Source organism: Eubacterium sp. AM46-8, assembly GCF_003466705.1.
GTDB lineage: Bacteria > Bacillota > Clostridia > Lachnospirales > Lachnospiraceae > Lachnospira.
Map to the genome: position 1 here is coordinate 86,198 of NZ_QSEU01000003.1, position 21,668 is coordinate 107,865.

Below are 21,668 nucleotides of genomic sequence, written 5' to 3' on the forward strand. Positions count from 1 at the left end.
GAAATTCCTGCGTCATTTTTAATGCGGAATAACATTTAAAGTGATATAATAAACAAATATTTACAAATCAGCAGTTTGGAGTGAATGGGATGCATTTTATAAAGAAAAATATTATTATTCCACTAGTTGTATTTATAATCGGAATGAGTGCTGTGGCAGGTATTGTATGCAGCATAAATAACGAACAGAATAAGCAGAACAGGACAATGGCGAATCTTAACGCAATGACTTATGCCGAGCGTATGAAGACAGATATTATGAAAGGCATAGGCGTTTCGGACACATTAAGACAGATAATTATAAGTGATGATGGACAGATTAATAAATTCTATGAGATAGCAGAGGAGATGATGGCAGATTCTGTTCAGAGCATCCAGATTGCACCAGATGGTGTTGTGACAGATATTTATCCTCAGGAAGGTAATGATGCTGGAAAGATTGATCTGTTAAATGATAAAGACCGTGGTGAAATATGCCGTTATGGAAGAGATAATAAAGTTGTTACAATGCAGGGACCATTTCAATTAAAGCAGGGGGGATATGGTGTAGCTGTAAGAAACCCTGTATACATTGAAGAAAACGGACATGAAGATTTCTGGGGATTTGCAATAGTTATAATCCGTGTTCCTGAGATCTTTGCTGATTCAATGAAGGCACTTTCTGATTTTGGTTATAATTATACATTATATAAAACTGCTTTTCCGTGGGGGTCTGAATTTGAAGAAGTGTATGGCTCGGAAGAAGAGTTAAAGAATCCTGTTTCGTATACATTTGATATAGGAGACAGCAAGTGGAAGCTTGATATAATGCCATATGAGACCCAGTCTGAAAGAATATATCTGTATGCGGCTGGAATAGGCGGAATTATTATTGTACTGCTTCTTACAGGGTTTACATGTGCGCTGCTTGTGCTTGACGAACATAGAAAGAAGTTTAAGAAACTGGCTATAACAGATGCTTTGACAGGAATATATAACCGACATGGATATGATGAAAGAGTGACAAGGTATCTTAAGCAGAATCCGGATAATCATTGCGTAGGAGTAGAATTTGATATTGATGATTTTAAGACTATCAATGATATGTATGGTCATGCTTATGGAGATGTGGCACTTAAAGCATTGTCTGAGGGAATGCAGAAGTTTTTTGATAAAAATGTGGTTTTAGGACGAAATGGTGGTGATGAATTCTGTATTTTCCTGCCAGACTGCACATGTGCAGATGTTAAGGAAAAACTTGAGGAATTCACAAAGTTAAAACGTTCATTTAAATATGAAGGTGAAGAGCAGCAGTTCACTATATCAGTTGGATATGCTGAATATCCGGTTCATGGTGACAAACCATCAAAACTCATGCGTTGTGCTGATACTGCACTTTATGAGGTGAAACTTCGTGGAAAGAATGGCTGTATGGCATATAAGAACGGACTCAGGATGGAGATTCGTACACAGCTTGGTTTTGTACTTAAAGATGTTTCTGAAAATCTTCCAGGAGCATTTATCATATACAAAGCAGATAAGAACGATGATGAAATTCTTTTTGCAAACCGCGAATTTATCAGATTTGCAGGCTGTAAGAATATGGATGAACTGCTTGAATATACAAAAAGAAGTTTCCGTAATATCATTAAGGTGGATGAACGGGAAGCTGTTATAGCAGATATATGGAAGCAGATAGATGAAGGACATACTAATGGTTATACGCATTTTAATATGCAGAAAGCAGATGGAGGGCATATACAGGTGTTTGACCATGGAAGAATTGTTGAGAACGGACGATATGGAAGAGTAATCTATGCATTGATAACTAATCTGGAAATAGTGAGAGAAAATTATGGAAATTCAGAATGTAACAATTGAAGATGCAGAGGAACTTCTTGATATATATGCACCATATGTTAAGTATACAGCGATAACATTTGAATATGATGTGCCTTCTGTAGAAGAATTCAGACAAAGAATTGTGAATATTTCAGACAGATATCCATATATCAAGGCAGTTGACAATGGACAGATTGTCGGTTATGCATATGCCGGATGTTTTAAGGACAGGAGAGCATATGACTGGTCTGTTGAGACAACTATTTATGTGCGACAGGACTGCAAGAGAATGGGAATTGGAAGACTTTTATATGACAGACTTGAACATGAACTTAAGAGTATGGGAATACTTAATATGAATGCATGTATTGCATGCCCTGTACAGGAAAGCAAGTATCTTAATGATGACAGTATCCGCTTCCATAGCAGATTGGGATTTTCAGAAGTTGGTCGTTTTCATGACAGTGGGTATAAGTTTAACCAGTGGTTCGATATGGTGTGGATGGAGAAGATGATTGGGGAGCATAACGCAGAACCGAAAGAAGTCTGGGGATAAATATATAAAAACATAAAACTGCCGTCCGTTTAACATTAAGTTTAGCGGATGGCAGTTTTTATATGGAATGTTTAGTTATAGGCTGTGTGTATCAAGAACTTTTCTGCCCGTTACCGGATCGGTAATACCAAGTAAAGCCATAATAAGAGCCATTCTTATGTATTTTCCATTCTGGACCTGGTCAAAATATGCAGCTCTTGAATCGTCATCGACATCAAGGGAAATCTCATCGACTCGTGGCAGAGGATGAAGAACAGGCATATCTTTATCAGCTAGCTTTAACTTTTCTTCGTCAAGAATGTAGACATCTTTTAAACGGAGATATTCTTCTTCATTGAAAAATCTTTCTTTCTGTACTCTTGTCATGTACAGAACATCAAGTTTAGGAAGAGTATCTTCAAGGCTTGACACTTCCTCATAAGTTGAATTAGATGGATTTAATACATCGTCTCTCAGATAATCCGGAATCCGTAATTCTTCGGGAGATATGAAGTAGAATTTATTATCAGAGAAACGAGTAAGGCTGCTGACAAGGGAGTGTACCGTCCGTCCGAATTTCAGGTCGCCACAGAAACCGATAGTCAGGTTATTAAGCTTTCCTTTACGCTGTCTTATAGTCATCATATCAATAAGTGTCTGTGTAGGGTGCGCATGACCGCCGTCTCCTGCGTTTATTATAGGAATGCGTGAATATATTGATGCCTGCAGTGGAGCACCTTCTTTTGGATGTCTCATCGCAATTATATCTGCATAGCAGCTTACAACTCTTGCAGTATCAGCAACGGTTTCACCTTTGGAAGCACTAGACTGAGCTGCACTTGAAAAGCCTAGCGTCTGTCCTCCAAGACTTAACATAGCAGACTCGAAAGATAAACGGGTTCTGGTACTTGGTTCGTAAAAAAGTGTAGCAAGCTGTCTGCCATCGGCAACATGCTTATATAATTGTGGTCCAATGGATATCCGCTCCGCAAGATCTAATATATTCATAGTTTCTTCAACGGAAAGATCCATAGGGGTTATCAGATGTCTCATAGCCACTCTCCTTTTAATAAATATTCATCTCTCTTAGCACCGACAGATATAAAGTTGATTTCTGCATGAAGCATATCTTCAATTGTTTTAATGTAATTTTTTGCATTAGCAGGAAGCTCGTCAAATGTCCTGCAATGTGATATATCTTCTTCCCAGCCGGGAACTTTGTATATAACAGGAGTGCATGAATCAAGGTTATCAGTTGGGTCAAATTCAACCAGAGAGCCGTTTGGGTCATTGTAGCCTGTAATTATAGGAATTTCTTTCATAGAGCTTAATACATCAAGCTTGGTTAGTGCGATTTTGTCTGCATGCTGGCATCTGAGTCCGTATCTGCTTGCAACTGCATCAAAAGGACCAACACGGCGAGGACGGCCTGTTGCAGCACCGAATTCACCACCGGCTTCTCTTAAGTCTTGCTGCCATTTTTCTGAAACAGCATTTTCAGCAACAAAAGGTCCTGCACCGACACAGGTAGAATAGGCTTTAAGCACGCCAACGACATGGTCAGCGTGTCTTCCAGGAATTCCTGCACCGATAGGACCATAGGCAGATATAGTTGATGAACTTGAAGTGTAAGGGAAGATACCGTAATCAATATCTCTTAATGCACCAAGCTGAGCCTCAAGAATAACTTTTTTACCACAGGATAATGCTTTGTCTATAAATGTGCCTGTATCGCATATGTATTTGCTGAACTTTTCAGCCTGTTCCCTGCACCAGTCAAGAAGTGCCGGATAAGACATTGGCTCCTGATGATAGCAGCCGGCAAGCTCAAGGTTCTTGGACTCAAGAATAGTTGTAAGTCTTGCCTGTACAGCTGTATCATCTAAGTGAAGAAGGTCACCAAGACGCAGAGTCTTTTTTCTGTATTTGTCACTGTAGGCATATGCTATGCCTCGTCTTGTAGAACCGAAAGCAGAGCCGGTTCGTTCTAGTCTGTTTTCTTCAAGTTCATCCTGTACCTTGTGCCATGGCATAGATATTGTAGCTTTTTTAGATAATTTCAAATGTTTTGGATTAATCTGTATTCCTCTGTCTTCAATCTGCTTTATTTCGTTGGCAAGATGTTCAAGGTCAACAACCATGCCGTCTCCAAGAATACATATAACATTGGAGTGAAGTATTCCTGATGGCAGAAGATTAAGAACGAATTTTCCCTGATTAGTCACAACAGTGTGACCGGCGTTATTGCCGCCCTGATACCTGACGACTATATCTGCATTTTCAGCAAGAAGGTCAATTACACGGCCTTTGCCCTCGTCGCCCCAGTTAATACCTGTTACAGAAGTAAGCATAATAATAATTCCTCCTTATATAAATGTATAGTTAATATTAAGTGCAATAACGGAATGTGCGGTCCGTAATAATTCTGGCAAATATAAGTCCGAGTGGAAGTGCAACAATTATCATAATTGCTGATGTAAACCATGAGACCGCTTCTGTCAGGGACATTATGCCGAAATTGTATATTGCACGATATAAATAAAGTCCGGGTACCATAATAACTATGGAAGGAACTGTAAGTGATATTCTAGGATATCCATTATAATTTTTAATAAATGAGGCAAGTAATCCGGCAGTAGCAGCACCAATAAATGCGGCAGCAGCGGCAGGCATGCCTGTAAATCAACAAGTTCAAGACGCAGCGTATTGGCGATACAACCAATAAGAGCAGCCATAGCCGCCATCGGAACAGAACTGTTAAACATGATAGAGAATCCGAATACACCGCAGAAGCTTGCAATAAGTCTTAATATCAGATGTAACATTTTTCCAATATGTAATGTAGTAAATTCTTCTGGCTGCAAATGCAGTAACAAAGCCATAATCCATGCAAATACGGTAGCAACCAGCACAATGATTATTGAATATGTCAGCCTTTCAATACCAGACCGCAGGTCGAGCTTTGCAAGGTCAATACCGCTGGTGATGAAAGGAAATCCAGGTATTATGAAAAGCATGGAACATATGTAGCCGGCTTCATGGACAGAAGGAATATTAAACATCAGGATAGCAAGTTTAAGCAGCAGTGCATATATAAGGCATGAGGCTGATATAGAAACTGCTATATTCATGAATAGTGTAAAATGATGTTTAATAAGCTTTGTCCTTATAAGATTACCTGTTCCGGCTGCAATGAATGCGAAAAGCATCTCTATAGGACCGCCGCCAAGCAGAAATGTGAATCCGCAACATGCTAGAGCGGCGGCAAGTCCAAGCTTGACTGGTGAATACAGGGTATGTATCTGTTCAATTTCATCAAGCCTTTTATGAATCATTTCACCTGTAAGGTGGGCTTCTTCATTAGGAAAATTGTCAACAAACTGTTCCATTCTGTAAAGCTTGGAGGTATTAACACCGGTATTGGCAATGCTTAACGACTGTGATACGCAGTCATTACCATCAAAGCAGTTAAATTCAATAGACATAAGGCCAACATCCACGGTACAGGTTACTCCAAGTTCCTTGGATAGCTTATTCATAGATGTACGGACACGCCATGCACCAGTGCCGCATGATAGCATAATCAGACCTACACGACCGATAACGGAGGCTTTTTCTATAAGGTCTGCATTAGCAATTAATGCATTGCTGTCGGCATTCGTATAGTCGTGCCACGGAATTTCCATATGATTTTTTTCCATAATGTCAATGTAATTAGTCCTTGGCATATATAATCGCCTCTGCTTTCTTAACATAGTGTTCAAGGTTTCGTAAGAATATAGAATTAGGAAGGAAAATTCCAAGTTCATCAAAATGTTCATTGTGTTCAACGAATGAATCCTGACCATAGAATATGTATGCCATTGGAAGATTCTTCTCAAGCTCAAGCATAAGATCCCATACAGCACTATAGGCCTCTGCTTCGGTTTCCTTCATTCTGACAGTGTCAGGCAGTTCGCGGATAAGCAGTATACCAGTGCTTCTCTCAAGAACCTGCTGCTCCACTACAGACGGGTCATCGCCATATGTGTGACTGTATCTGTAAGCCTCAGCAAGAAACATATTTTTATTATTATCAAGGTTCTTATAAATGTTATAAAAATGCTGATAGTCTTTTTCATGAACAGAATTAGCAAATTCCGGAAGCAGCATGCCTTTATCATCTGTCATAATTATAGGATTTGGTTTGCCGTCAGCGTTGAAGCGGTAGGGGATAAGAAATGAATTTCTCAGTAAATCAAACATGGTATTCTGTGTTATAGCCATTAGAAATGCGGATAAATCCTTATTAGAATAGCAGTTGAATAATGCTTCTGTGAATTGAAGCGGTGAAAGTATTGTTTCAGAATCATCATTGCAAAACAGATTGTTACAGAATGTCTGGAAAAGTTTGTTGTAAGCCCAAGGGTCATTTAAAATTTTATCAAATAAAACCTCAGATTTTTCTTCTCTTGGAAAGATAGTTTTTTCTTTCATAATCGTCAGCTCCTTCTTGTTTTTCAATTTCGGCTAGATTATACTATTGGCATAGAGATAAGTAAAAACTATAATTGATATAAATGCTATAACAATATGATATGTCAGACGTTACGGAGCGATAAGTTATGGATGTTAATTTTGAGTATTACAAGATATTTTATTATGTGGCAAGATATAAGAATTTTACGAAAGCCGCACAGGCATTAGGAAGCAGCCAGCCTAATGTTACAAGGGCAATGAACTGTCTGGAACAGCAGATTAATTCAACACTGTTTGTAAGAAATAACCGGGGAATACAGCTTACACCAGAGGGGGAAAAACTGTATATAAGGGTTACAGCGGCTATGACACAGCTTATGGCAGCAGAAGAAGAGCTTGCGGACAGTGCAAGTCTTTCACATGGCAGTATTTCCATAGGGGCAAGTGAGACTGCGCTTAATATATTTCTTCTTGATAAGTTAAAAGCATTTCACATGGTCAATCCCGGAATCCGGCTTAAGATATATAATCATTCAACGCCGGAGGCGGTTGATGCAGTAAAAAATGGACTGGTAGACTTTGCAGTGGTATCATCACCTGTGTACGCAGATTCATCACTAAAGACGGTGGTGCTGCATTCTTTTCAGGAAATACTTGTCGGAGGAACTACATTTACAGCATTGGGAAGTCAGGAATTATCAATAAGAGAATTGACGGATTATCCACTGATATGCCTTGGCAGAGAGACTATGACATTCAGATTCTATAAAGATTTATTTATGTCACATGGGGTTGAATTAGAGCCTGATACGGAGGCTGCGACAACAGACCAGATACTTCCTCTTGTAAAATGTGAATTAGGACTTGCATTCTTACCAGAGACAATGGCGCAGGAATCGATTGATAAGAAAGAGATTGTGAAGATATCTCTTAAGGATAATATTCCGAAGAGAAATATATGTCTTGTCTATGACAGCAGACACCCGGTGAGTTCGGCGGCAAGAAAGTTGAGAAAAACAATAGGGGAGATTAATTATGGGGAGAATTAAAGTATGTAACTTTGGCAGAATTATGCTGAAAATATTCTGCTGGACGACAGTAATATTATCAATATATCTGATAATAGGGTTTACAGGCTGTTATGAAAAATGGTTTGGTGGTCCGGCAGGAATAGTAAAAGCTCCAGTTTACTGGCTTATCCGGGCAGGGATAGGAATTCTTGTGGAAAGCATAATATTCTGGATAGGAATTATTATGGTGTATGCGACATCTGAGCAGCTTGGAATCAGATGGAGAGTGCTTGGAATCGTGTGCGGATGGATACCTGTTGCACATCTTGTCATGCTTCATATTATTATAAAGACAGTTGGTGAGGAAGTCCGCATGGAGAAAATGCGTGCTAAGAGAAATCTGCAGCGCAAAGAACAGCGGATATGCAGTACGAAATATCCTGTTCTTATGGTGCATGGCGTATTTTTCAGGGATTTTGAACATCTTAATTACTGGGGAAGAATACCGGCAGAGCTTAAGGCTAATGGTGCAGTGATTTACTATGGAAATCATAACAGTGCTGCGGCTGTGCGAGACAGTGCTAAAGAGCTGGCAGAAAGGATTCATCAGATTATAAGAGAGACAGGTTGTGAGAAAGTAAATGTAATTGCTCATTCAAAAGGAGGACTTGACATGAGGGCAGCGTTAGTGCTTACAGATATTGCACCTTATGTGGCTTCTCTTACAACGATAAATACACCACACAGGGGCTGTCAGTTCGCTGATTACCTTCTTGGCAAAATTCCTGAAAAACAGCAGCAGATGGTTGCCAATACATATAACGCGGGAGCAGCTAAACTCGGAGACATTAACCCTGATTTTCTTGCTGCAGTATATGACCTTACATCAGAAAAATGCAGTGAATTTAACAATGAAATAAAGGATAATCCAGACATTTATTATCAGTCAGTTGGTTCTAAACTAAACCATCCGGCTTCGGGAAGATTTCCACTTAATTTTACATATCCACTGGTGAAATATTTTGACGGACCAAATGACGGACTTGTTGGAGAAGAATCCTTTAGATGGGGACAGAACTATCAGTTTCTTACTGTCAGCGGCAAAAGAGGCATATCGCATGGTGATATGATAGATCTTAACAGGGAGAACATTAAAGGATTTGATGTTCGGGAATTTTATGTGCAGGTTGTTGCGGGACTTAAGAAGATGGGATTTTGATTTGAAATATATTGATAAATTTCTAACATTTGTATATACTAGGTATATACAAAGAAGAGAGGTGATTGTATGCAGGCACAAGTAAGAGAATGGGGAAATAGTCAGGGAATCAGATTATCTAAGGAAATATTAAAAAGTGCTGGAATAGCATTAAACGAAATGTTAGAAGTTACAGTATCAGATGGAGTGATTACATTAGCAAAACCTTTCAGACATAAAACTTTAGAAGAAAGAGCGGCAGAATATAATGGCAAGTTAATGCTTGATGGTGAATATGATTGGGGAGAACCTGTTGGAAGAGAGGTATGGTGATGGGGATTGCACATCAGGGTGACATTATTAAAGTAGAAAAAATAAAACCGCCAGTATTAGTTGTAAGTAAAAATTTTTTTAACGAAAGTGGAGAAATAATAGGCTGTCCTATTATTGCTGATTCTAATGAAGGACCACTTCACATATGGACATCAACAAAAGAAGTTGAGGGATATGTTCAGTGTGAAAAAATAGCGTTGTTGGATTTATCTGTGCGTGGATATAAAATAATAGATAGCATGCCTCTATCTGAATTGATTAATATATCTGATGCAATACAAGGAATTTTTGAGTATATATGATATTAACTATATAAAATTTAAAGATGGAGGCAAAAATAAGATGAAACTTGATAAATTTATAGGAATGATGACAGGACAATTTGATAACAAAGAACAATTTGATATTATGCAGAAGGCAGGAAAAATATATCCTTATGCAGAACACATCAATACTATATGTAATGATAAAATAAAAAACATTCCTAAGGATTTTAACGGAAAATTTGTTGTTGAAGAAAGTTATTATGAAACCAATGGAAAACGCCATGCATCACCCCACATTTTCCTTATTATGGAAACTGAGGACGGAATTGTTCTTTCTTCATATGAAATTCCAGCAGGAGAAGACAAGAATACATTTTCATATAATTCTATGAAGAATGTTGATTATGCTGAACTGAAAAAATCTGAAAAGTTTACACCGGCACTTTATCATGAAAAGAATGGAATCTGGGAGGGAGGTAGCATAAGCCAGTTTTCACCGGTAATGACATTTAAGCTTTGGGAAAAGTTTTCTGATAGCTGCCTGGAAGTATCTGAAAGCATGGAAGTTAACGGAAAAAGAACTTTTGGATATGATGAACCAATTATTTATAAGAGGATATAAACAGGGAAAATCTCACTTTTCTAGGATATATTGTTTCATAAGAGTTCCATATCAATAATTGAAGCCATGCAAAGATTAGCAGGAGAGCGGCTTAAATACGCAGTAAGCAATGATAAATCAAAAAACGCAGGATATATGGGAGTTAGTCACTATATCCTGCGTTTTGTTTATTCGTTTTTATATATTTTATTATTAATCACTTTAACAATTCCTATAACATTGTAAGTTAAGAAAATGTTGATAGGTAGCTGGATAAGATTTTTGGTAAATCTCATTGTAAGATAAAACATAAATCCTTTGCCGTACATTATGCTGCACCAGTATGTTCCAAGAAGAACATTTACAAGAAGTGTATCAATAGTAAGGGCAAGCACAACTCTGATAAGGAATTTGAAATCTATAATCTCTAAAAGACTGCGTTTTTCACCTGTTACTTTTTTCTTGGAAATTTTGATGTTGCAGTCATAGAAAAATAAACCATAGATAAGCCCAGCTAAAGCAGCACTTAATGTCCAGCCCGGAAAATAAGGACCGGTTGGCTTAATAATATACTGGATTATATCGCCAAGTCCTCCGCACATGAATCCCATAACAGGACCGAACATGTATCCAATTGCACAATTGGCGAGGAAAGATACTGAAATTCTGAGTGTCGGGGTTACATTAATAGATACAAAAACTGCTAAAACAGTGTGAAGTGCGACGAGGAGTGCCGCAGCAACAATTGACTTGAGACATTTGAACTCTTTTGCTGAAAATGCAAAATTTTTTAATAAAATTGACATAAAAATAACCTCCTTTGCAGTAGTATTCGCACTACATAAGAGGCTGTTGACCAGTATATGTAGCAGCGGGATGCGGATTATGTATCGCAAGAAATCTTTTCGTCCGTATGGCAACTCCCTGTCCATATGGCACTTAACGCACATATTCCTACTCTGCTTATATAATTGATTTGTACAGGCACTATTAAAGCACATATTCATATAAATGTAAAGCATAAAAACGTGTGAAAAACTGAGCAATTTTACATCATTGACTTAACTTCCTTTCAAATATATAATTTTATAACACCTATGGATTCGTTCATTGCTTTGCAATCCACACATTATCGTCATATGTAAGGAGTGTTATTATATGAATTCACCTCAGAAGGATACTATAAAAGCTGGTGGTATCAAAACAATAACCAGCATTCCACATATATATGCCATTATTTTAATGGGACTGTTTACATTTGTTTTCTTAAGTGTTGAATATATGTTTGTAAGCAGGATTTCACTTCTTGTATCACAGCAAAAAGCCACTCTTTCCCAGAATTATGTACTTGGAGTCAGTACAGCAGGTTTTTTATTATATCCTCTGTTTAAACATTTTTTAAACAACAGGCTTTACAAGCTTTTGATTATTATTACCGGATTACTAACTGTTTTTTTAACAATCAGCATTAGCTGCGGTAAATCCTTTGAATATATATTTGGTGCGGGAATTATTCTTTTTATACTTCTTGGTCTTGTTGGCAGTAATGCATATTATGTTTCTGCTTGTATGATTAGAAACAGACATTTGGCAAAAACGGCCGGAATTTCATATTCCCTTGGTATTCTGCTTCAGTTTATCAACCATAATGCCATTCATATAAGAACAATACAGCTTGTTATATTGTTAGTATCTATGCTGCTGCTTTTTATCTTACTGATAGAAAATGAACGTATTCTCAGCTGCTATAGCACTGACAAATATGCTGCTAAAACTATAATTGAAATCTCAGCAAAAGGTAATAAGCATAATATTTTATTATATATTAGCATTATAGTTCTTGTGATACTTATGGCGTGTTTATTCAGCACTCTCGACAGCGCAGTAACACTCGTCCATTCCGACGGTATTGCTGACATAGGACAGGGAGCCAGAATTCTGCTTGCCTTCAGTGGGCTTGCTGCTGGATTTATATTTGATATTAGTAATAGAAAGTATACTGGAATCATCATGTACTGTATAATGATTCTTTCTACCCTGTGTATTGTCCTGCTTGAATTTTCCAAGCCATTCGTGGCTGTGCTTATTGTATTCTATCTGTCTGCTGGATTTTTTGCTGTTTTCTTTACATCAGAATTCATGGAGCTTTCACAGTATGTCAGAATACCTGAGCTTTGGGCTGGAATGGGGCGGGCTGTTAACAATATTACTGCCGCTGTTATTGCCAGCTTTGTTTTACAACTGCTTTCCTCTGATAATAACCTTTTAAAGATTGTTCTTATACTTGTTTTATTTGTTTTAGTAAGTATTATGTCAGTAATATATACATTTGAAAAATATTATTTTATACAACAGTTTACTCAGCATACAGATGAAGTGACAAACGAACAGGAACAGTTACATAAATTAACTACGCAATACTCCTTTACCGAAAGAGAAGGAGAAGTATTTAGCTATCTTGTTACTACTGAGGATAATATCCAGACTATCTCGGAGCATATGCATGTATCAAGACGGACACTTGAACGATACATTTCAGCTATTTATGAAAAAACCGGTGTGAAATCACGAGTTGGACTTATTAATCTGTTTAATAAATGTGTGTGATTAATCTGTTTTCCTTTCTTTTTTAGGGTCTAAAGTAGCGTGGCGGACTTCCGCCACGCTATTTTAGTATATTGGCGGACTTCCCTTATATACTTTATTCATAATGTTATATATATTGATAACAGCTTATATGTATAAGATTTATTATATGGGTCATTTGATTCCAGACAATTATTATTAAGAAACAGGAGGAAAAGATGTATGGTTAAAAACAAAAAATGGCATATTAAAAAAATTGCCGCACTAGCAGGAGCAGTCGTGCTTGCTGTATCCTCAGCAGCTTTATATGCTGCACCACAGGTAAAAGCCGCTAATGGACCATGTGATACTGGTGATTGGGCTTATGCTTATATTAATGTGAGAATTGGAGAAGATAGTACTCTTATATTTTCTTCAAAAGGCACTAATTCCATAGCAGGAATGTCTTATGACAGAGAATCCAATACACTTACATTAAATGATTTTAAAAACAAGGCAGCAGTAATAGTTACTAATATGATGGGTGATGATTTCAAGATTAACCTTATTGGTGATAATGAAATCAGAAGTATAGGTTCATATGGTGATGCCTGGGGCGGTTCCATCAATATATGTGGAAATGGTTCTTTAGTTATTAATGCAGACAAGGCAGATGATTATAGTGTAGGCCTCTTAGCGGAGGGAACCAATTCCGTACTTTCAGTTGCAGACACCTGTAATGTCACCATATATTCCGGTACAAAGGCAGTAGTGTATACAAGTGATAATCTCACGGACAAACCAATCAGGGATAATGGAACCTTAAAGGAAAATGTAAGCTATAACGTTTCACACCCACTAGAAATATCAAGGATATGTGCTAAGTATTATGAGTACGATCCTTATACAACTAATACAGTATATAAGAGTGCAACAGATAATACTTCGTTATATTATATTAAGAAACTGACCTATGTTGAACCTGCTAAAGTAACTTATACAGTATATAAGCTTACTGCAAAGGCGGCTCTGGGTGATGTATATTACGCAGAAAAGACCGGTGAATATGACAATATCCCTGCCGGATACACAGAAACCACATTAGACCAGCCTATATCATATTATGAGTCAGATGGTGGAAGCGGCGGAACATGTCAGGTTATAATAAATACAGCAACCAAAGAAAAATATGTTTCTGCATATGCATATGAAAATAACGAGACATCTTATAGAATCTGTAAGCTTCTTGAAAAACTTGGCATAGATGAAAAAAGTAATGATGAATTATGGCTTGTTGATTATAACAATCCGGTAGCAACATACCAGCCTGTATGGGGAGATGATAAGCTGCCAGACGGCTACCAGTATGATGGAACAGAAATAGATGCTCTTTATAATGTCGAATGTATAGCTGATAAGCTTACATTTACTGCTAAATCAGCTGATGATACTATAATAGTAGATGTATCAGATGGCAACACAACTATTAAGGCTGATGAAATCAAAAAGATTATAGAAGATAACAAAGCAAATGATGTTGTTATCAAATCCAATAACGATGTTACATTTACATTTGCCAAAGGAACTATGTCAGAAGTATCACAGGTTGAAATCTATGATTTTTCAACAGTGATTACTTCTGATATAAAAGAAGCTGGAAATATACCGGAAGATGTAACAGAGGATATATTCGTATCCAAGATAGTATACAATTATTCTGGTACGCTTCCAGCCAGAGCAAGCATCAGGTTAAATGTAGGAAAAGCCTATGCAGGCCAGAGGCTTTACTACAGCCAGCTATTAGATGATGGCACCATAATCAGCATGATGTCAGCAATAGTTGATAATGATGGTTATATGACAGTAGAGCAGGATCACTGCTCAACATATCTTATAACAAGACAACAGCTTACAGGTAATTCAACAGAAAATGTAACTGAAGCGGCTGATAATAAGGTTGAAACACCACAGACTGGTGATAACAGCAATATTGTAATCTGGCTTACATTATGTATTATTCTTTGCTGTGGTATAACTCTTTATATCTTTGCTGTAAAAGCAAGAAAAATGAATAGATAATACGATAAATAAGAATAGTAAGGATACAAGGAGTGGGAAGATTAAGTTCTTCCCACTTTTTGTATTTTTATGATTTTTATAGGAAAACAATAGGGTAGGTTTATTGTATTTATGGATAGAATTAAGTATAATTAATGCAGATAAGGGGGCAATATTGAATATGAAATACAATTTACCAGACCGGATATTAAGAGAAATTGTTTCTTTTGCGAAGGAACATTCTATTACTAAAATCATACTTTTTGGTTCTCGTGCGCGAGGTACGAACACGGAACGGAGTGACATAGATATTGCTGTGTATGGTGGGGATTTTGATGGTTTTTATTGGGATGTAAAGGAAAAAACACATTCTCTGCTGATGTTCGATATTGTACAGGCAGATGTATCAATTTCAGATGAATTAAAAGGGGAGATAGAAAAGGATGGTGTAGTGATTTATGAAAAAGCTTGATAACTTTAGTAATTGTCTGACTATATTAGCTAATGCGGATTTTAAGATGGCAGAAACTAATGATATATACCGGACAGGGGTTATTGGACAATTTAATCTTACTTTTGAACTTGCATGGAAAGCGTTGCAGGAGATTATGAGAAAACATGGCGTAGAAGATTCTTCTACTGGATCACCACGAGAGATTCTGCAGCTTGGCTATAAATTTGGATTTATAAATGATTCCGAAACATGGTTGCTTATGTTAAAAAAACGCAATACCTCTGTTCATATATATAATGAGGAGGAAGTAGATGAATTGATTCTGCTGATACGCGACAGCTTTATTCCTGCGCTTACAGCTCTTAAAGATACACTTGCAAGGAAGCTGGATGAAGCAGAGAGTAACTGGGAGTAAAAAATATATCGTATAAAAACTGGTTTGATGGAAAAGATGAAATATAGATATATAATAGGGACACATACCCTTTAGGAAGGGCATGTGTCCTTTGCTTTTGACGGGATTGGGGTTGGTTATGATGTATTTTCAGGATTTGTTCAGTAGTGCATGGGTTGTCTGGGGAAAAGTATGAATAACAGCATTTATAATAAATTAATTGGAATTACATGTGAAAAAGATTATAATATAAACAGCATTTGTCTAGTTTAAAAATAATATAGAAGGAAGGGATATTTATAAGTTTATCAAAAGAATATGTAAAAATGCGAATGGAGCGCAACAAGGAAATAGCTACATCTGCGAATCTGGCTGACAGCCTGACAGAACAGCAGTGTGATGTACTTGAATGGGCCTCTGACATGAGGCATGTAATGCATAAGAACAGTGAGGCTTTATATGATGTTAATGCACCTAAGCATAAGGAAATTAAAGCATTTATAAGTGATACACATTATTCACAAAATCCGAATAACCTTAATAAAAGATTAAAAGATGCTGGTTTACCGCTTATCAAGTGGTCATTTGATGATACAAGGATTCCGACAAATGAGCTGGCAATGATTCTTGATAACAGAAGACTTGAGAAGAGCAGAAAAAGGCAGTGTATCAGGACTTTAGAAAAAGCAAATGCTGATATTGAGAATTATTTTGCCCAAATTGATGCCAAATACCTCACATTTTATTGTCCATCAGGGAATAAGAGAGTTTTTAGTAATCAAAGTAAAGGGGTCAGTGTGGAGTCAAGGAATGTTACCATTGCAGAAGGCTATACAATTATGGGAATCGAGAGTCTTAAGAATAATATAGCCTATCTGCTCCATGTGTATGCTGGTCAGATTAGTGTTGAAGATATTGTTTCATATGTCAATGAAGATATAGAAAACAGGATTTATCATATGGATGCTTCAATGGCTCCACAAAGTGTTCATAAAGCAACTAATGCCCTGGTTGAAACAGGATATATAAAACCTGATACTAAAGAACTTATTTATATTAATCTTACTAAAAGAGGCGACGCATTTGTAGGAAGCTACTGTGGGACGCTTAACAAGATAGCAGCTTCATTATCTATACTGCCATTTAATAAGGCACACAAGAATGATATTGTTTATTATAGCTATCTGATTGGATGGCAGCGTGCTAAAAGAGAGCTAAAGCCACTGATTCCTAAAACTGTCGATTTTATCAGTAATAAGATAAAAGAGAAGCAGGAGCTGATGTATACCAGTGACGATAGTAATTATGCTGTGGAGATGGAGCAGACAATTATCCAGAGCATGAATATTAATAGTTTGCCGGTTGTCTATGAGGTTAAGAAGGGTACATATGTAATAGCGGAGATAACGACATTATTTGGAAAGATTAATGTAAGTATTATTAATTCTTTATTTGTCGGAAGCGCATATACATTAACAATTCCGCAATATGAGTATACTGCAATAATCCATATGGCAGATAATATTGATTATGGAGAGATTCCTTATGAGGTACAGAAACAATTGAAGGCGGTTGTTCCTGAACTTATGAAGCTTATACAGTGAGAGGGGAGGCAGGGACAATGACTAATATATACAAGAATATTTATTTGAGAAGAGAAGAAGAAGTTTTATATAATATTAGAAAAAATGTGGATGAAACAGTGGAAACACCAACCATATCAAAGATAATAGATTATGTTCTGGCTGATCCATATGAACATATTATATATATGGATGTTAAACTTAAGATGGTAACAAGTTATGATGCAACCAATGTATTTGTTGATACCGGTTATAAAAATATGTCAGGAGAACCATTATTTCTGTCGCTTGTGTTAAAGGACGATGTATTTACCGGAAAATATGTGGGAACGATTAATCAGCTTGGCAATGCAATTCTTACCATTGTAAAGATGAGAGTCAATGAACAGGAAATATATGATAACATGGAATTTCTTAAGAACAATTATGGCAATTATAAGCAGTTTGTTGATGACTGGGATCTCAAGGCTGGAGAGAGAAAAAAAGATAATAATCTAGGGGATATGAGTACTTTGTTTGAAGGAATTGATATATCAGAATTCCCGGAGACAGCAGAAGAAATTCCTTCAAATGAGGATACAGCAGCTGCGTCAGAATCAGATTTTTATGAAGAAGATATGGATGCTGAATCAGAAGATGAGCAGGAATTATTGTTAGAAGAGATTAAGAATGATAAAATGCATGTGTATGATTACATTCCTGATAAATTATATCTGGCTGAATGTCATACAATGCTAGGAACTATCAACTTCTCACTTGTTAATAATTACATGGATGTATTTGGGAACAAAATACCTCTATACAGCCTGTTTATTGTTCAATACAATCAGGGGACAAGCCTTGGACAGCTGTTACAGGATGTAGATTTAAGACAGTATAATCTGCAGATTCCAGATAAGATTATTGATGAAATAAGTGATGCTGTGAACTATATCAGGGGGTATATGGGAAGAGGATAAAAACGAGAAATTCAAGGAGAAATAAGAGAATGTCAAAAGATGAATCAAAGGATGAATATTTAATTACAGATGCGCCCCTTAAAGCACTGACTGTTTTTGCCATGCCTATGATTCTGGGGAGTTTTTTCCAACAAGTATATAATATGGCTGACTCAATTATTGTCGGTCAGTTTGTCGGTTCATCTGCACTTGCGGCTGTCGGAGCATGCGCTGCTCTCACAAATGTATTTATTTGTGTGGCACTTGGTGCCGGGGTAGGTGCCGGAGTGCTTGTGAGCCGTTATTTTGGTGCAAGAAATTATAGTAAAATGAAGACCATTGTATCAACATCATTAATCAGTTTCCTAATTTTAAGTATACTACTGGGAATTTTTGGTTTCGGGTTATCACATTCAATGATGAGTTTATTACAGACACCAGCTGATATACTGGATGAAGCTGTACTGTATCTTCGTGTTTATTTTGTGGGATTTCCGTTTTTGTTTATGTACAACATTCTTTCAACAATGTTTACTTCAATCGGTGAATCAAAGATTCCGTTGGTGCTTCTTATATTTTCTTCCGTCTTAAATATTCTGATGGATCTTTGGATGGTTGCTGGCTTACGACTTGGCGTGTTTGGTGCAGCTCTTGCAACCTTGATTGCACAGGGTATCTCAGCGGTATTTTCATTTGTAATTTTCTTTTGCCGGATGCGTCGGTATAAAAGTCATTTTGATTGGTTTGACAGGAAGGAGTTACGTTCAATGCTTCAGATTGCCATACCATCAATTCTTCAGCAGTCTACAGTATCGATTGGCATGATGATAGTACAGGCAGTTGTAAATCCGTTTGGTACGCAGGCACTCGCAGGTTATGCAGCGACAATGAGAGTAGAAAATGTATTTTCACTTATATTTGTATCCATTGGAAACGCAGTGTCACCTTATGTTTCCCAGAATCTTGGCGCGAAGAAAATTGGGCGTATCAAAAAAGGATATCATGCTGCACTCGTGTTAGATATATGTTTTGCGGTCCTTGCTTTCATAGTCATTGAGACACTGCATACACACATTTCTTCGCTGTTCCTTGGTAAAGATGGAACAGCTTTGGCATATCAGGTGTCAGGGGATTACATGAAATGGTTAGGTTACTTTTTCATTTTCATGGGTATCAAGATGGCAACGGATGGAGTCCTTCGTGGGCTGGGAATCATGCGGCCATTTCTTATAGCTAATATGGTTAACCTTGCAATCCGTCTGTCAGTTGCTCTGATTTGTGCACCGCGTTTTGGTATAGAGTTTGTCTGGCTTGCTGTACCAGCCGGCTGGTTTGCAAATTTTCTGATTTCCTATGTGGCACTCAGAAAGTCATGGCCGGTTGAAATGGTTGATTGATGATATAATAAAAGAAAATGACTGGATTGTAGAAGGTTCTCCTAGAAAGGTTCTTAAAGAGAGCTTCGACTGCTGCGATAATGTTATTATACTAGATGAATACATAATTATAAGATTGGCAAGAGTATTTAAACGATGGATTAGGCAAAGGAGAGGAAGAGAGTCTTATAATTCAAGACCAACATGGGATTTTTTATGGTTGAACATTAAATGGGTTTTTGAATTTAATCGAATGAAAAAAGGATTATTGCAGGAACTGAGCCATTATGGGGAGAAGGTTAAAATATTTAAACATTCAAAAGATGCGTATGCATTTGTTATGGAAAACTATCTGCAAGCTTAGTTCAGATAGGGGAAGTTATTATGATAAGAGTAGTACAAAAAACAGATATAACTAAAGTAGCAGACATATGGCTGGATACTAATATAAAGGCACATAATTTTATATCTGCTAAATACTGGGAAAGTAATTATGAGCTGGTAAAAGAAATGCTGTTACAGGCGGAGGTCTATGTGTGTGAGAGTAATGGGGAAATACAGGGATTTATAGGCTTAAACGGTGATTATATTGAAGGGATTTTTGTCTGTGATAGATTGCAGTCGCATGGCATAGGAAAACTTTTGCTGGATTTTGTAAAGGAAAGCAGAACGCAATTAAGTTTAAATGTGTATCAGAAAAACACTAGAGCGATACATTTTTATCAGAGAGAGGGATTTGAGATTCAGAATGAAGGATTGGACGAAGCTACGGGCGAAAAAGATTATGTAATGACATGGCGGTAATATGTGTATATTCCCTATAATGTATTCAGAGATAAATATTTTGATGTTAAATGTTAATTTTGTTCAAGACAGCAGATGCATTCTGCATAATGGAAAATATGATTTTGCAGGCGACAGAGCTTGGAATTGCTTCGAGTATAGTTTCAAGGGGCTACGAAACATTTGAAAACCGGGATGGGTCAATATTTCCAATAAGCTAGTAGAGAACTCCTCAGGAATATGGTATAACAATAGTAATCATAATCATGTATGAAAGAGACGGATTATTTTAATGAGAAAGACTATTGCATATTACCATCTTCCGGGGCTGTTTGAATTCTATGAGTTGTATGAAGCATTTTTACCGATATATCGGGAGCACAGAGAGTATTTCTATGATTGGTGCGGGATTGGCTCAATATATGGTGCGCCTGCAGACTGTATCTGGGGCGGTGGACGAATAGGTCCCGGTGAACATGGTGTGCAGGAAGTTATGAATCTGATGAGTGAATATGGGATATCGGCAAGGCTGACATTCAGCAATTCACTGCTTCGCGAAGAACATTTAGCTGATGAAAAATGTAATGCGTTATGTAAGGCACTTAATGACAGCGAGGGCATGAGGAATGCAGTCAGCAATGGCGTGATTGTACATTCAGACCTTCTTGCCGGGTATATCAAGAAGCATTATCCGAATCTTTATCTTGTATCATCGACAACGAAGGTGCTGACGGATTTTAATGACTTTTCAAATGAGGTGAAAAGAGAAGATTTCCAGTATGTAGTGCCGGATTTCAGGTTGAATAAAGCATTTGAGAAACTGGAGAAGCTGACAGATAAAGAAAAAGATAAGGTGGAATTCTTGTGTAATGAGTGCTGCTGGTTCGGATGTTACGACAGAAAGAATTGTTATGAGATTGTGAGCCGTCAGAATCTTGGTGAGGGCTGTCCAGACCATGTATGTGTTGCACCGGATTCACAGAGTGGATACCGGTTTTCTAAGGCAATGGAGAATCCAGCATTTATCAGTGTTGATGATATAAGGAATACATATATGCCAATGGGATTTTCCAATTTCAAGATGGAAGGACGGGGACTTGGAAGCGCACTGGTGCTGGAATTCCTATTGTATTACATGATAAAGCCGGAGTATCAGATACATGTGAGAGAAGATATATATCTGGATAATATGCTGGATTTATTCTGAAAATGTTATGAAACTAATATGATTTTTAAGGCACAAAGTACATTGATTTGTGTCTTTTTTGTCTGAATGCAACTTAGCATGCTGGATGT

At 37.2% G+C, this 21,668-nt stretch carries 23 protein-coding genes and 1 riboswitch; of the genes, 17 read left to right on the forward strand and 6 right to left on the reverse strand.

Annotated features, from left to right (window positions below):
- Nucleotides 1–89: 89 nt before the first annotated feature.
- Together DW963_RS02850 and DW963_RS02855 are read left to right on the forward strand one after the other, a co-directional pair.
- Nucleotides 90–1,859, forward strand: a complete 1,770-nt coding sequence (locus tag DW963_RS02850; RefSeq protein ID WP_117913762.1) for a diguanylate cyclase domain-containing protein — start codon at nt 90–92, stop codon at nt 1,857–1,859.
- A complete protein-coding gene (locus tag DW963_RS02855; RefSeq protein ID WP_117913763.1) occupies nt 1,834–2,376 on the forward strand; it encodes a GNAT family N-acetyltransferase in 543 nt (180 codons plus the stop codon). Before DW963_RS02850 ends, DW963_RS02855 begins: the two co-directional genes overlap by 26 nt.
- Before the next feature lie 75 nt (nt 2,377–2,451).
- On the opposite strand, the gene pyrB is transcribed toward DW963_RS02855, so the two are convergent.
- Genes pyrB through DW963_RS02875 form a run of 5 tightly spaced genes read right to left on the reverse strand, consistent with a single transcriptional unit; the run spans nt 2,452 to nt 6,831 of the window.
- Nucleotides 2,452–3,408, reverse strand: a complete 957-nt coding sequence (pyrB, locus tag DW963_RS02860) for an aspartate carbamoyltransferase (RefSeq protein ID WP_117913764.1) — start codon at nt 3,406–3,408, stop codon at nt 2,452–2,454.
- Entirely contained in the window at nt 3,405–4,706 is a 1,302-nt protein-coding gene (locus DW963_RS02865; RefSeq protein WP_117913765.1) for an adenylosuccinate synthase, read from the reverse strand. Before DW963_RS02865 ends, pyrB begins: the two co-directional genes overlap by 4 nt.
- Nucleotides 4,707–4,743: 37 nt before the next feature.
- Entirely contained in the window at nt 4,744–5,028 is a 285-nt protein-coding gene (locus tag DW963_RS13900; protein ID WP_353652538.1) for a threonine/serine exporter family protein, read from the reverse strand.
- Nucleotides 4,917–6,083: a threonine/serine exporter family protein gene (locus DW963_RS02870; protein ID WP_353652758.1), complete on the reverse strand. Its 1,167-nt coding sequence runs from the start codon at nt 6,081–6,083 to the stop codon at nt 4,917–4,919. The genes DW963_RS13900 and DW963_RS02870 overlap by 112 nt, the downstream gene beginning before the upstream one ends.
- Nucleotides 6,070–6,831, reverse strand: a complete 762-nt coding sequence (locus DW963_RS02875) for a DUF4866 domain-containing protein (protein WP_117913766.1) — start codon at nt 6,829–6,831, stop codon at nt 6,070–6,072. The genes DW963_RS02870 and DW963_RS02875 overlap by 14 nt, the downstream gene beginning before the upstream one ends.
- Nucleotides 6,832–6,959: 128 nt before the next feature.
- Between DW963_RS02875 and DW963_RS02880 the strand changes: the two genes are divergently transcribed.
- The 5 genes from DW963_RS02880 (at nt 6,960) to DW963_RS02900 (ending at nt 10,242) form a co-directional block, all read left to right on the forward strand.
- Nucleotides 6,960–7,862, forward strand: coding sequence for a LysR family transcriptional regulator (locus DW963_RS02880; protein ID WP_117913767.1), 903 nt, complete (start codon nt 6,960–6,962; stop codon nt 7,860–7,862).
- Nucleotides 7,849–9,042 (forward strand): esterase/lipase family protein, encoded by a 1,194-nt coding sequence (locus DW963_RS02885; protein ID WP_117913768.1) that lies wholly within the window; start codon nt 7,849–7,851, stop codon nt 9,040–9,042. Before DW963_RS02880 ends, DW963_RS02885 begins: the two co-directional genes overlap by 14 nt.
- 69 nt (nt 9,043–9,111) lie before the next feature.
- A complete protein-coding gene (locus tag DW963_RS02890) occupies nt 9,112–9,354 on the forward strand; it encodes an AbrB/MazE/SpoVT family DNA-binding domain-containing protein (RefSeq protein ID WP_117913769.1) in 243 nt (80 codons plus the stop codon).
- A complete protein-coding gene (locus DW963_RS02895; protein ID WP_117913770.1) occupies nt 9,354–9,656 on the forward strand; it encodes a type II toxin-antitoxin system PemK/MazF family toxin in 303 nt (100 codons plus the stop codon). Before DW963_RS02890 ends, DW963_RS02895 begins: the two co-directional genes overlap by 1 nt.
- A gap of 40 nt (nt 9,657–9,696) precedes the next feature.
- Entirely contained in the window at nt 9,697–10,242 is a 546-nt protein-coding gene (locus DW963_RS02900; RefSeq protein ID WP_117913864.1) for a hypothetical protein, read from the forward strand.
- Nucleotides 10,243–10,409: 167 nt separating this feature from the next.
- Here DW963_RS02900 and DW963_RS02905 read toward each other — a convergent pair whose 3' ends face one another.
- The gene (locus DW963_RS02905; RefSeq protein WP_207659010.1) at nt 10,410–11,027 is read right to left on the reverse strand and encodes a folate family ECF transporter S component; all 618 of its coding nucleotides are present in this window, start codon (nt 11,025–11,027) and stop codon (nt 10,410–10,412) included.
- Nucleotides 11,028–11,088: 61 nt separating this feature from the next.
- A riboswitch (THF riboswitch) is annotated at nt 11,089–11,185 on the reverse strand.
- A 194-nt stretch (nt 11,186–11,379) separates the two neighbouring features.
- On the opposite strand from DW963_RS02905, the gene DW963_RS02910 reads away from it, so the two are divergent.
- From DW963_RS02910 to DW963_RS02955, 10 genes are all read left to right on the forward strand, one after another.
- Nucleotides 11,380–12,828: a helix-turn-helix domain-containing protein gene (locus DW963_RS02910; RefSeq protein ID WP_117913771.1), complete on the forward strand. Its 1,449-nt coding sequence runs from the start codon at nt 11,380–11,382 to the stop codon at nt 12,826–12,828.
- Nucleotides 12,829–13,029: 201 nt separating this feature from the next.
- Nucleotides 13,030–14,865 carry a hypothetical protein gene (locus DW963_RS02915; protein ID WP_117913772.1) on the forward strand — a complete coding sequence of 612 codons (1,836 nt, stop codon included), beginning with the start codon at nt 13,030–13,032 and terminating at the stop codon, nt 14,863–14,865.
- A 160-nt stretch (nt 14,866–15,025) separates the two neighbouring features.
- A complete protein-coding gene (locus DW963_RS02920) occupies nt 15,026–15,316 on the forward strand; it encodes a nucleotidyltransferase family protein (RefSeq protein WP_117913773.1) in 291 nt (96 codons plus the stop codon).
- The gene (locus DW963_RS02925; protein WP_117913774.1) at nt 15,303–15,713 is read left to right on the forward strand and encodes an HI0074 family nucleotidyltransferase substrate-binding subunit; all 411 of its coding nucleotides are present in this window, start codon (nt 15,303–15,305) and stop codon (nt 15,711–15,713) included. Before DW963_RS02920 ends, DW963_RS02925 begins: the two co-directional genes overlap by 14 nt.
- Nucleotides 15,714–16,024: 311 nt before the next feature.
- Nucleotides 16,025–17,296 carry a hypothetical protein gene (locus tag DW963_RS02930; RefSeq protein WP_117913866.1) on the forward strand — a complete coding sequence of 424 codons (1,272 nt, stop codon included), beginning with the start codon at nt 16,025–16,027 and terminating at the stop codon, nt 17,294–17,296.
- 17 nt (nt 17,297–17,313) lie between these two features.
- Nucleotides 17,314–18,234, forward strand: coding sequence for a hypothetical protein (locus DW963_RS02935; protein WP_286168972.1), 921 nt, complete (start codon nt 17,314–17,316; stop codon nt 18,232–18,234).
- 29 nt (nt 18,235–18,263) lie between these two features.
- The gene (locus DW963_RS02940; protein WP_117913776.1) at nt 18,264–19,610 is read left to right on the forward strand and encodes an MATE family efflux transporter; all 1,347 of its coding nucleotides are present in this window, start codon (nt 18,264–18,266) and stop codon (nt 19,608–19,610) included.
- The gene (locus tag DW963_RS02945; RefSeq protein WP_117913777.1) at nt 19,603–19,953 is read left to right on the forward strand and encodes a P-loop NTPase family protein; all 351 of its coding nucleotides are present in this window, start codon (nt 19,603–19,605) and stop codon (nt 19,951–19,953) included. The genes DW963_RS02940 and DW963_RS02945 overlap by 8 nt, the downstream gene beginning before the upstream one ends.
- A 20-nt stretch (nt 19,954–19,973) precedes the next feature.
- Nucleotides 19,974–20,393, forward strand: a complete 420-nt coding sequence (locus tag DW963_RS02950) for an N-acetyltransferase (RefSeq protein WP_117913778.1) — start codon at nt 19,974–19,976, stop codon at nt 20,391–20,393.
- A gap of 271 nt (nt 20,394–20,664) precedes the next feature.
- Nucleotides 20,665–21,579, forward strand: a complete 915-nt coding sequence (locus DW963_RS02955; RefSeq protein WP_117913779.1) for a hypothetical protein — start codon at nt 20,665–20,667, stop codon at nt 21,577–21,579.
- The last annotated feature ends 89 nt before the right edge of the window (nt 21,580–21,668 follow it).

Bases quoted from the DNA above. Each gene is read 5' to 3' on its own strand.
- DW963_RS02865 (WP_117913765.1), bottom strand. From the start codon at position 4,706: ATGCTTACTTCTGTAACAGGTATTAACTGGGGCGACGAGGGCAAAGGC.
- DW963_RS02855 (WP_117913763.1), top strand. From the start codon at position 1,834: ATGGAAATTCAGAATGTAACAATTGAAGATGCAGAGGAACTTCTTGAT.
- DW963_RS02940 (WP_117913776.1), top strand. From the start codon at position 18,264: ATGTCAAAAGATGAATCAAAGGATGAATATTTAATTACAGATGCGCCC.
- DW963_RS02925 (WP_117913774.1), top strand. From the start codon at position 15,303: ATGAAAAAGCTTGATAACTTTAGTAATTGTCTGACTATATTAGCTAAT.
- DW963_RS13900 (WP_353652538.1), bottom strand. From the start codon at position 5,028: ATGCCTGCCGCTGCTGCCGCATTTATTGGTGCTGCTACTGCCGGATTA.
- DW963_RS02910 (WP_117913771.1), top strand. From the start codon at position 11,380: ATGAATTCACCTCAGAAGGATACTATAAAAGCTGGTGGTATCAAAACA.
- pyrB (WP_117913764.1), bottom strand. From the start codon at position 3,408: ATGAGACATCTGATAACCCCTATGGATCTTTCCGTTGAAGAAACTATG.
- DW963_RS02880 (WP_117913767.1), top strand. From the start codon at position 6,960: ATGGATGTTAATTTTGAGTATTACAAGATATTTTATTATGTGGCAAGA.
- DW963_RS02875 (WP_117913766.1), bottom strand. From the start codon at position 6,831: ATGAAAGAAAAAACTATCTTTCCAAGAGAAGAAAAATCTGAGGTTTTA.
- DW963_RS02930 (WP_117913866.1), top strand. From the start codon at position 16,025: ATGGAGCGCAACAAGGAAATAGCTACATCTGCGAATCTGGCTGACAGC.
- DW963_RS02900 (WP_117913864.1), top strand. From the start codon at position 9,697: ATGAAACTTGATAAATTTATAGGAATGATGACAGGACAATTTGATAAC.
- DW963_RS02885 (WP_117913768.1), top strand. From the start codon at position 7,849: ATGGGGAGAATTAAAGTATGTAACTTTGGCAGAATTATGCTGAAAATA.
- DW963_RS02920 (WP_117913773.1), top strand. From the start codon at position 15,026: ATGAAATACAATTTACCAGACCGGATATTAAGAGAAATTGTTTCTTTT.
- DW963_RS02870 (WP_353652758.1), bottom strand. From the start codon at position 6,083: ATGCCAAGGACTAATTACATTGACATTATGGAAAAAAATCATATGGAA.
- DW963_RS02890 (WP_117913769.1), top strand. From the start codon at position 9,112: ATGCAGGCACAAGTAAGAGAATGGGGAAATAGTCAGGGAATCAGATTA.
- DW963_RS02955 (WP_117913779.1), top strand. From the start codon at position 20,665: ATGAGAAAGACTATTGCATATTACCATCTTCCGGGGCTGTTTGAATTC.
- DW963_RS02935 (WP_286168972.1), top strand. From the start codon at position 17,314: ATGACTAATATATACAAGAATATTTATTTGAGAAGAGAAGAAGAAGTT.
- DW963_RS02850 (WP_117913762.1), top strand. From the start codon at position 90: ATGCATTTTATAAAGAAAAATATTATTATTCCACTAGTTGTATTTATA.
- DW963_RS02905 (WP_207659010.1), bottom strand. From the start codon at position 11,027: ATGTCAATTTTATTAAAAAATTTTGCATTTTCAGCAAAAGAGTTCAAA.
- DW963_RS02915 (WP_117913772.1), top strand. From the start codon at position 13,030: ATGGTTAAAAACAAAAAATGGCATATTAAAAAAATTGCCGCACTAGCA.
- DW963_RS02950 (WP_117913778.1), top strand. From the start codon at position 19,974: ATGATAAGAGTAGTACAAAAAACAGATATAACTAAAGTAGCAGACATA.
- DW963_RS02895 (WP_117913770.1), top strand. From the start codon at position 9,354: ATGGGGATTGCACATCAGGGTGACATTATTAAAGTAGAAAAAATAAAA.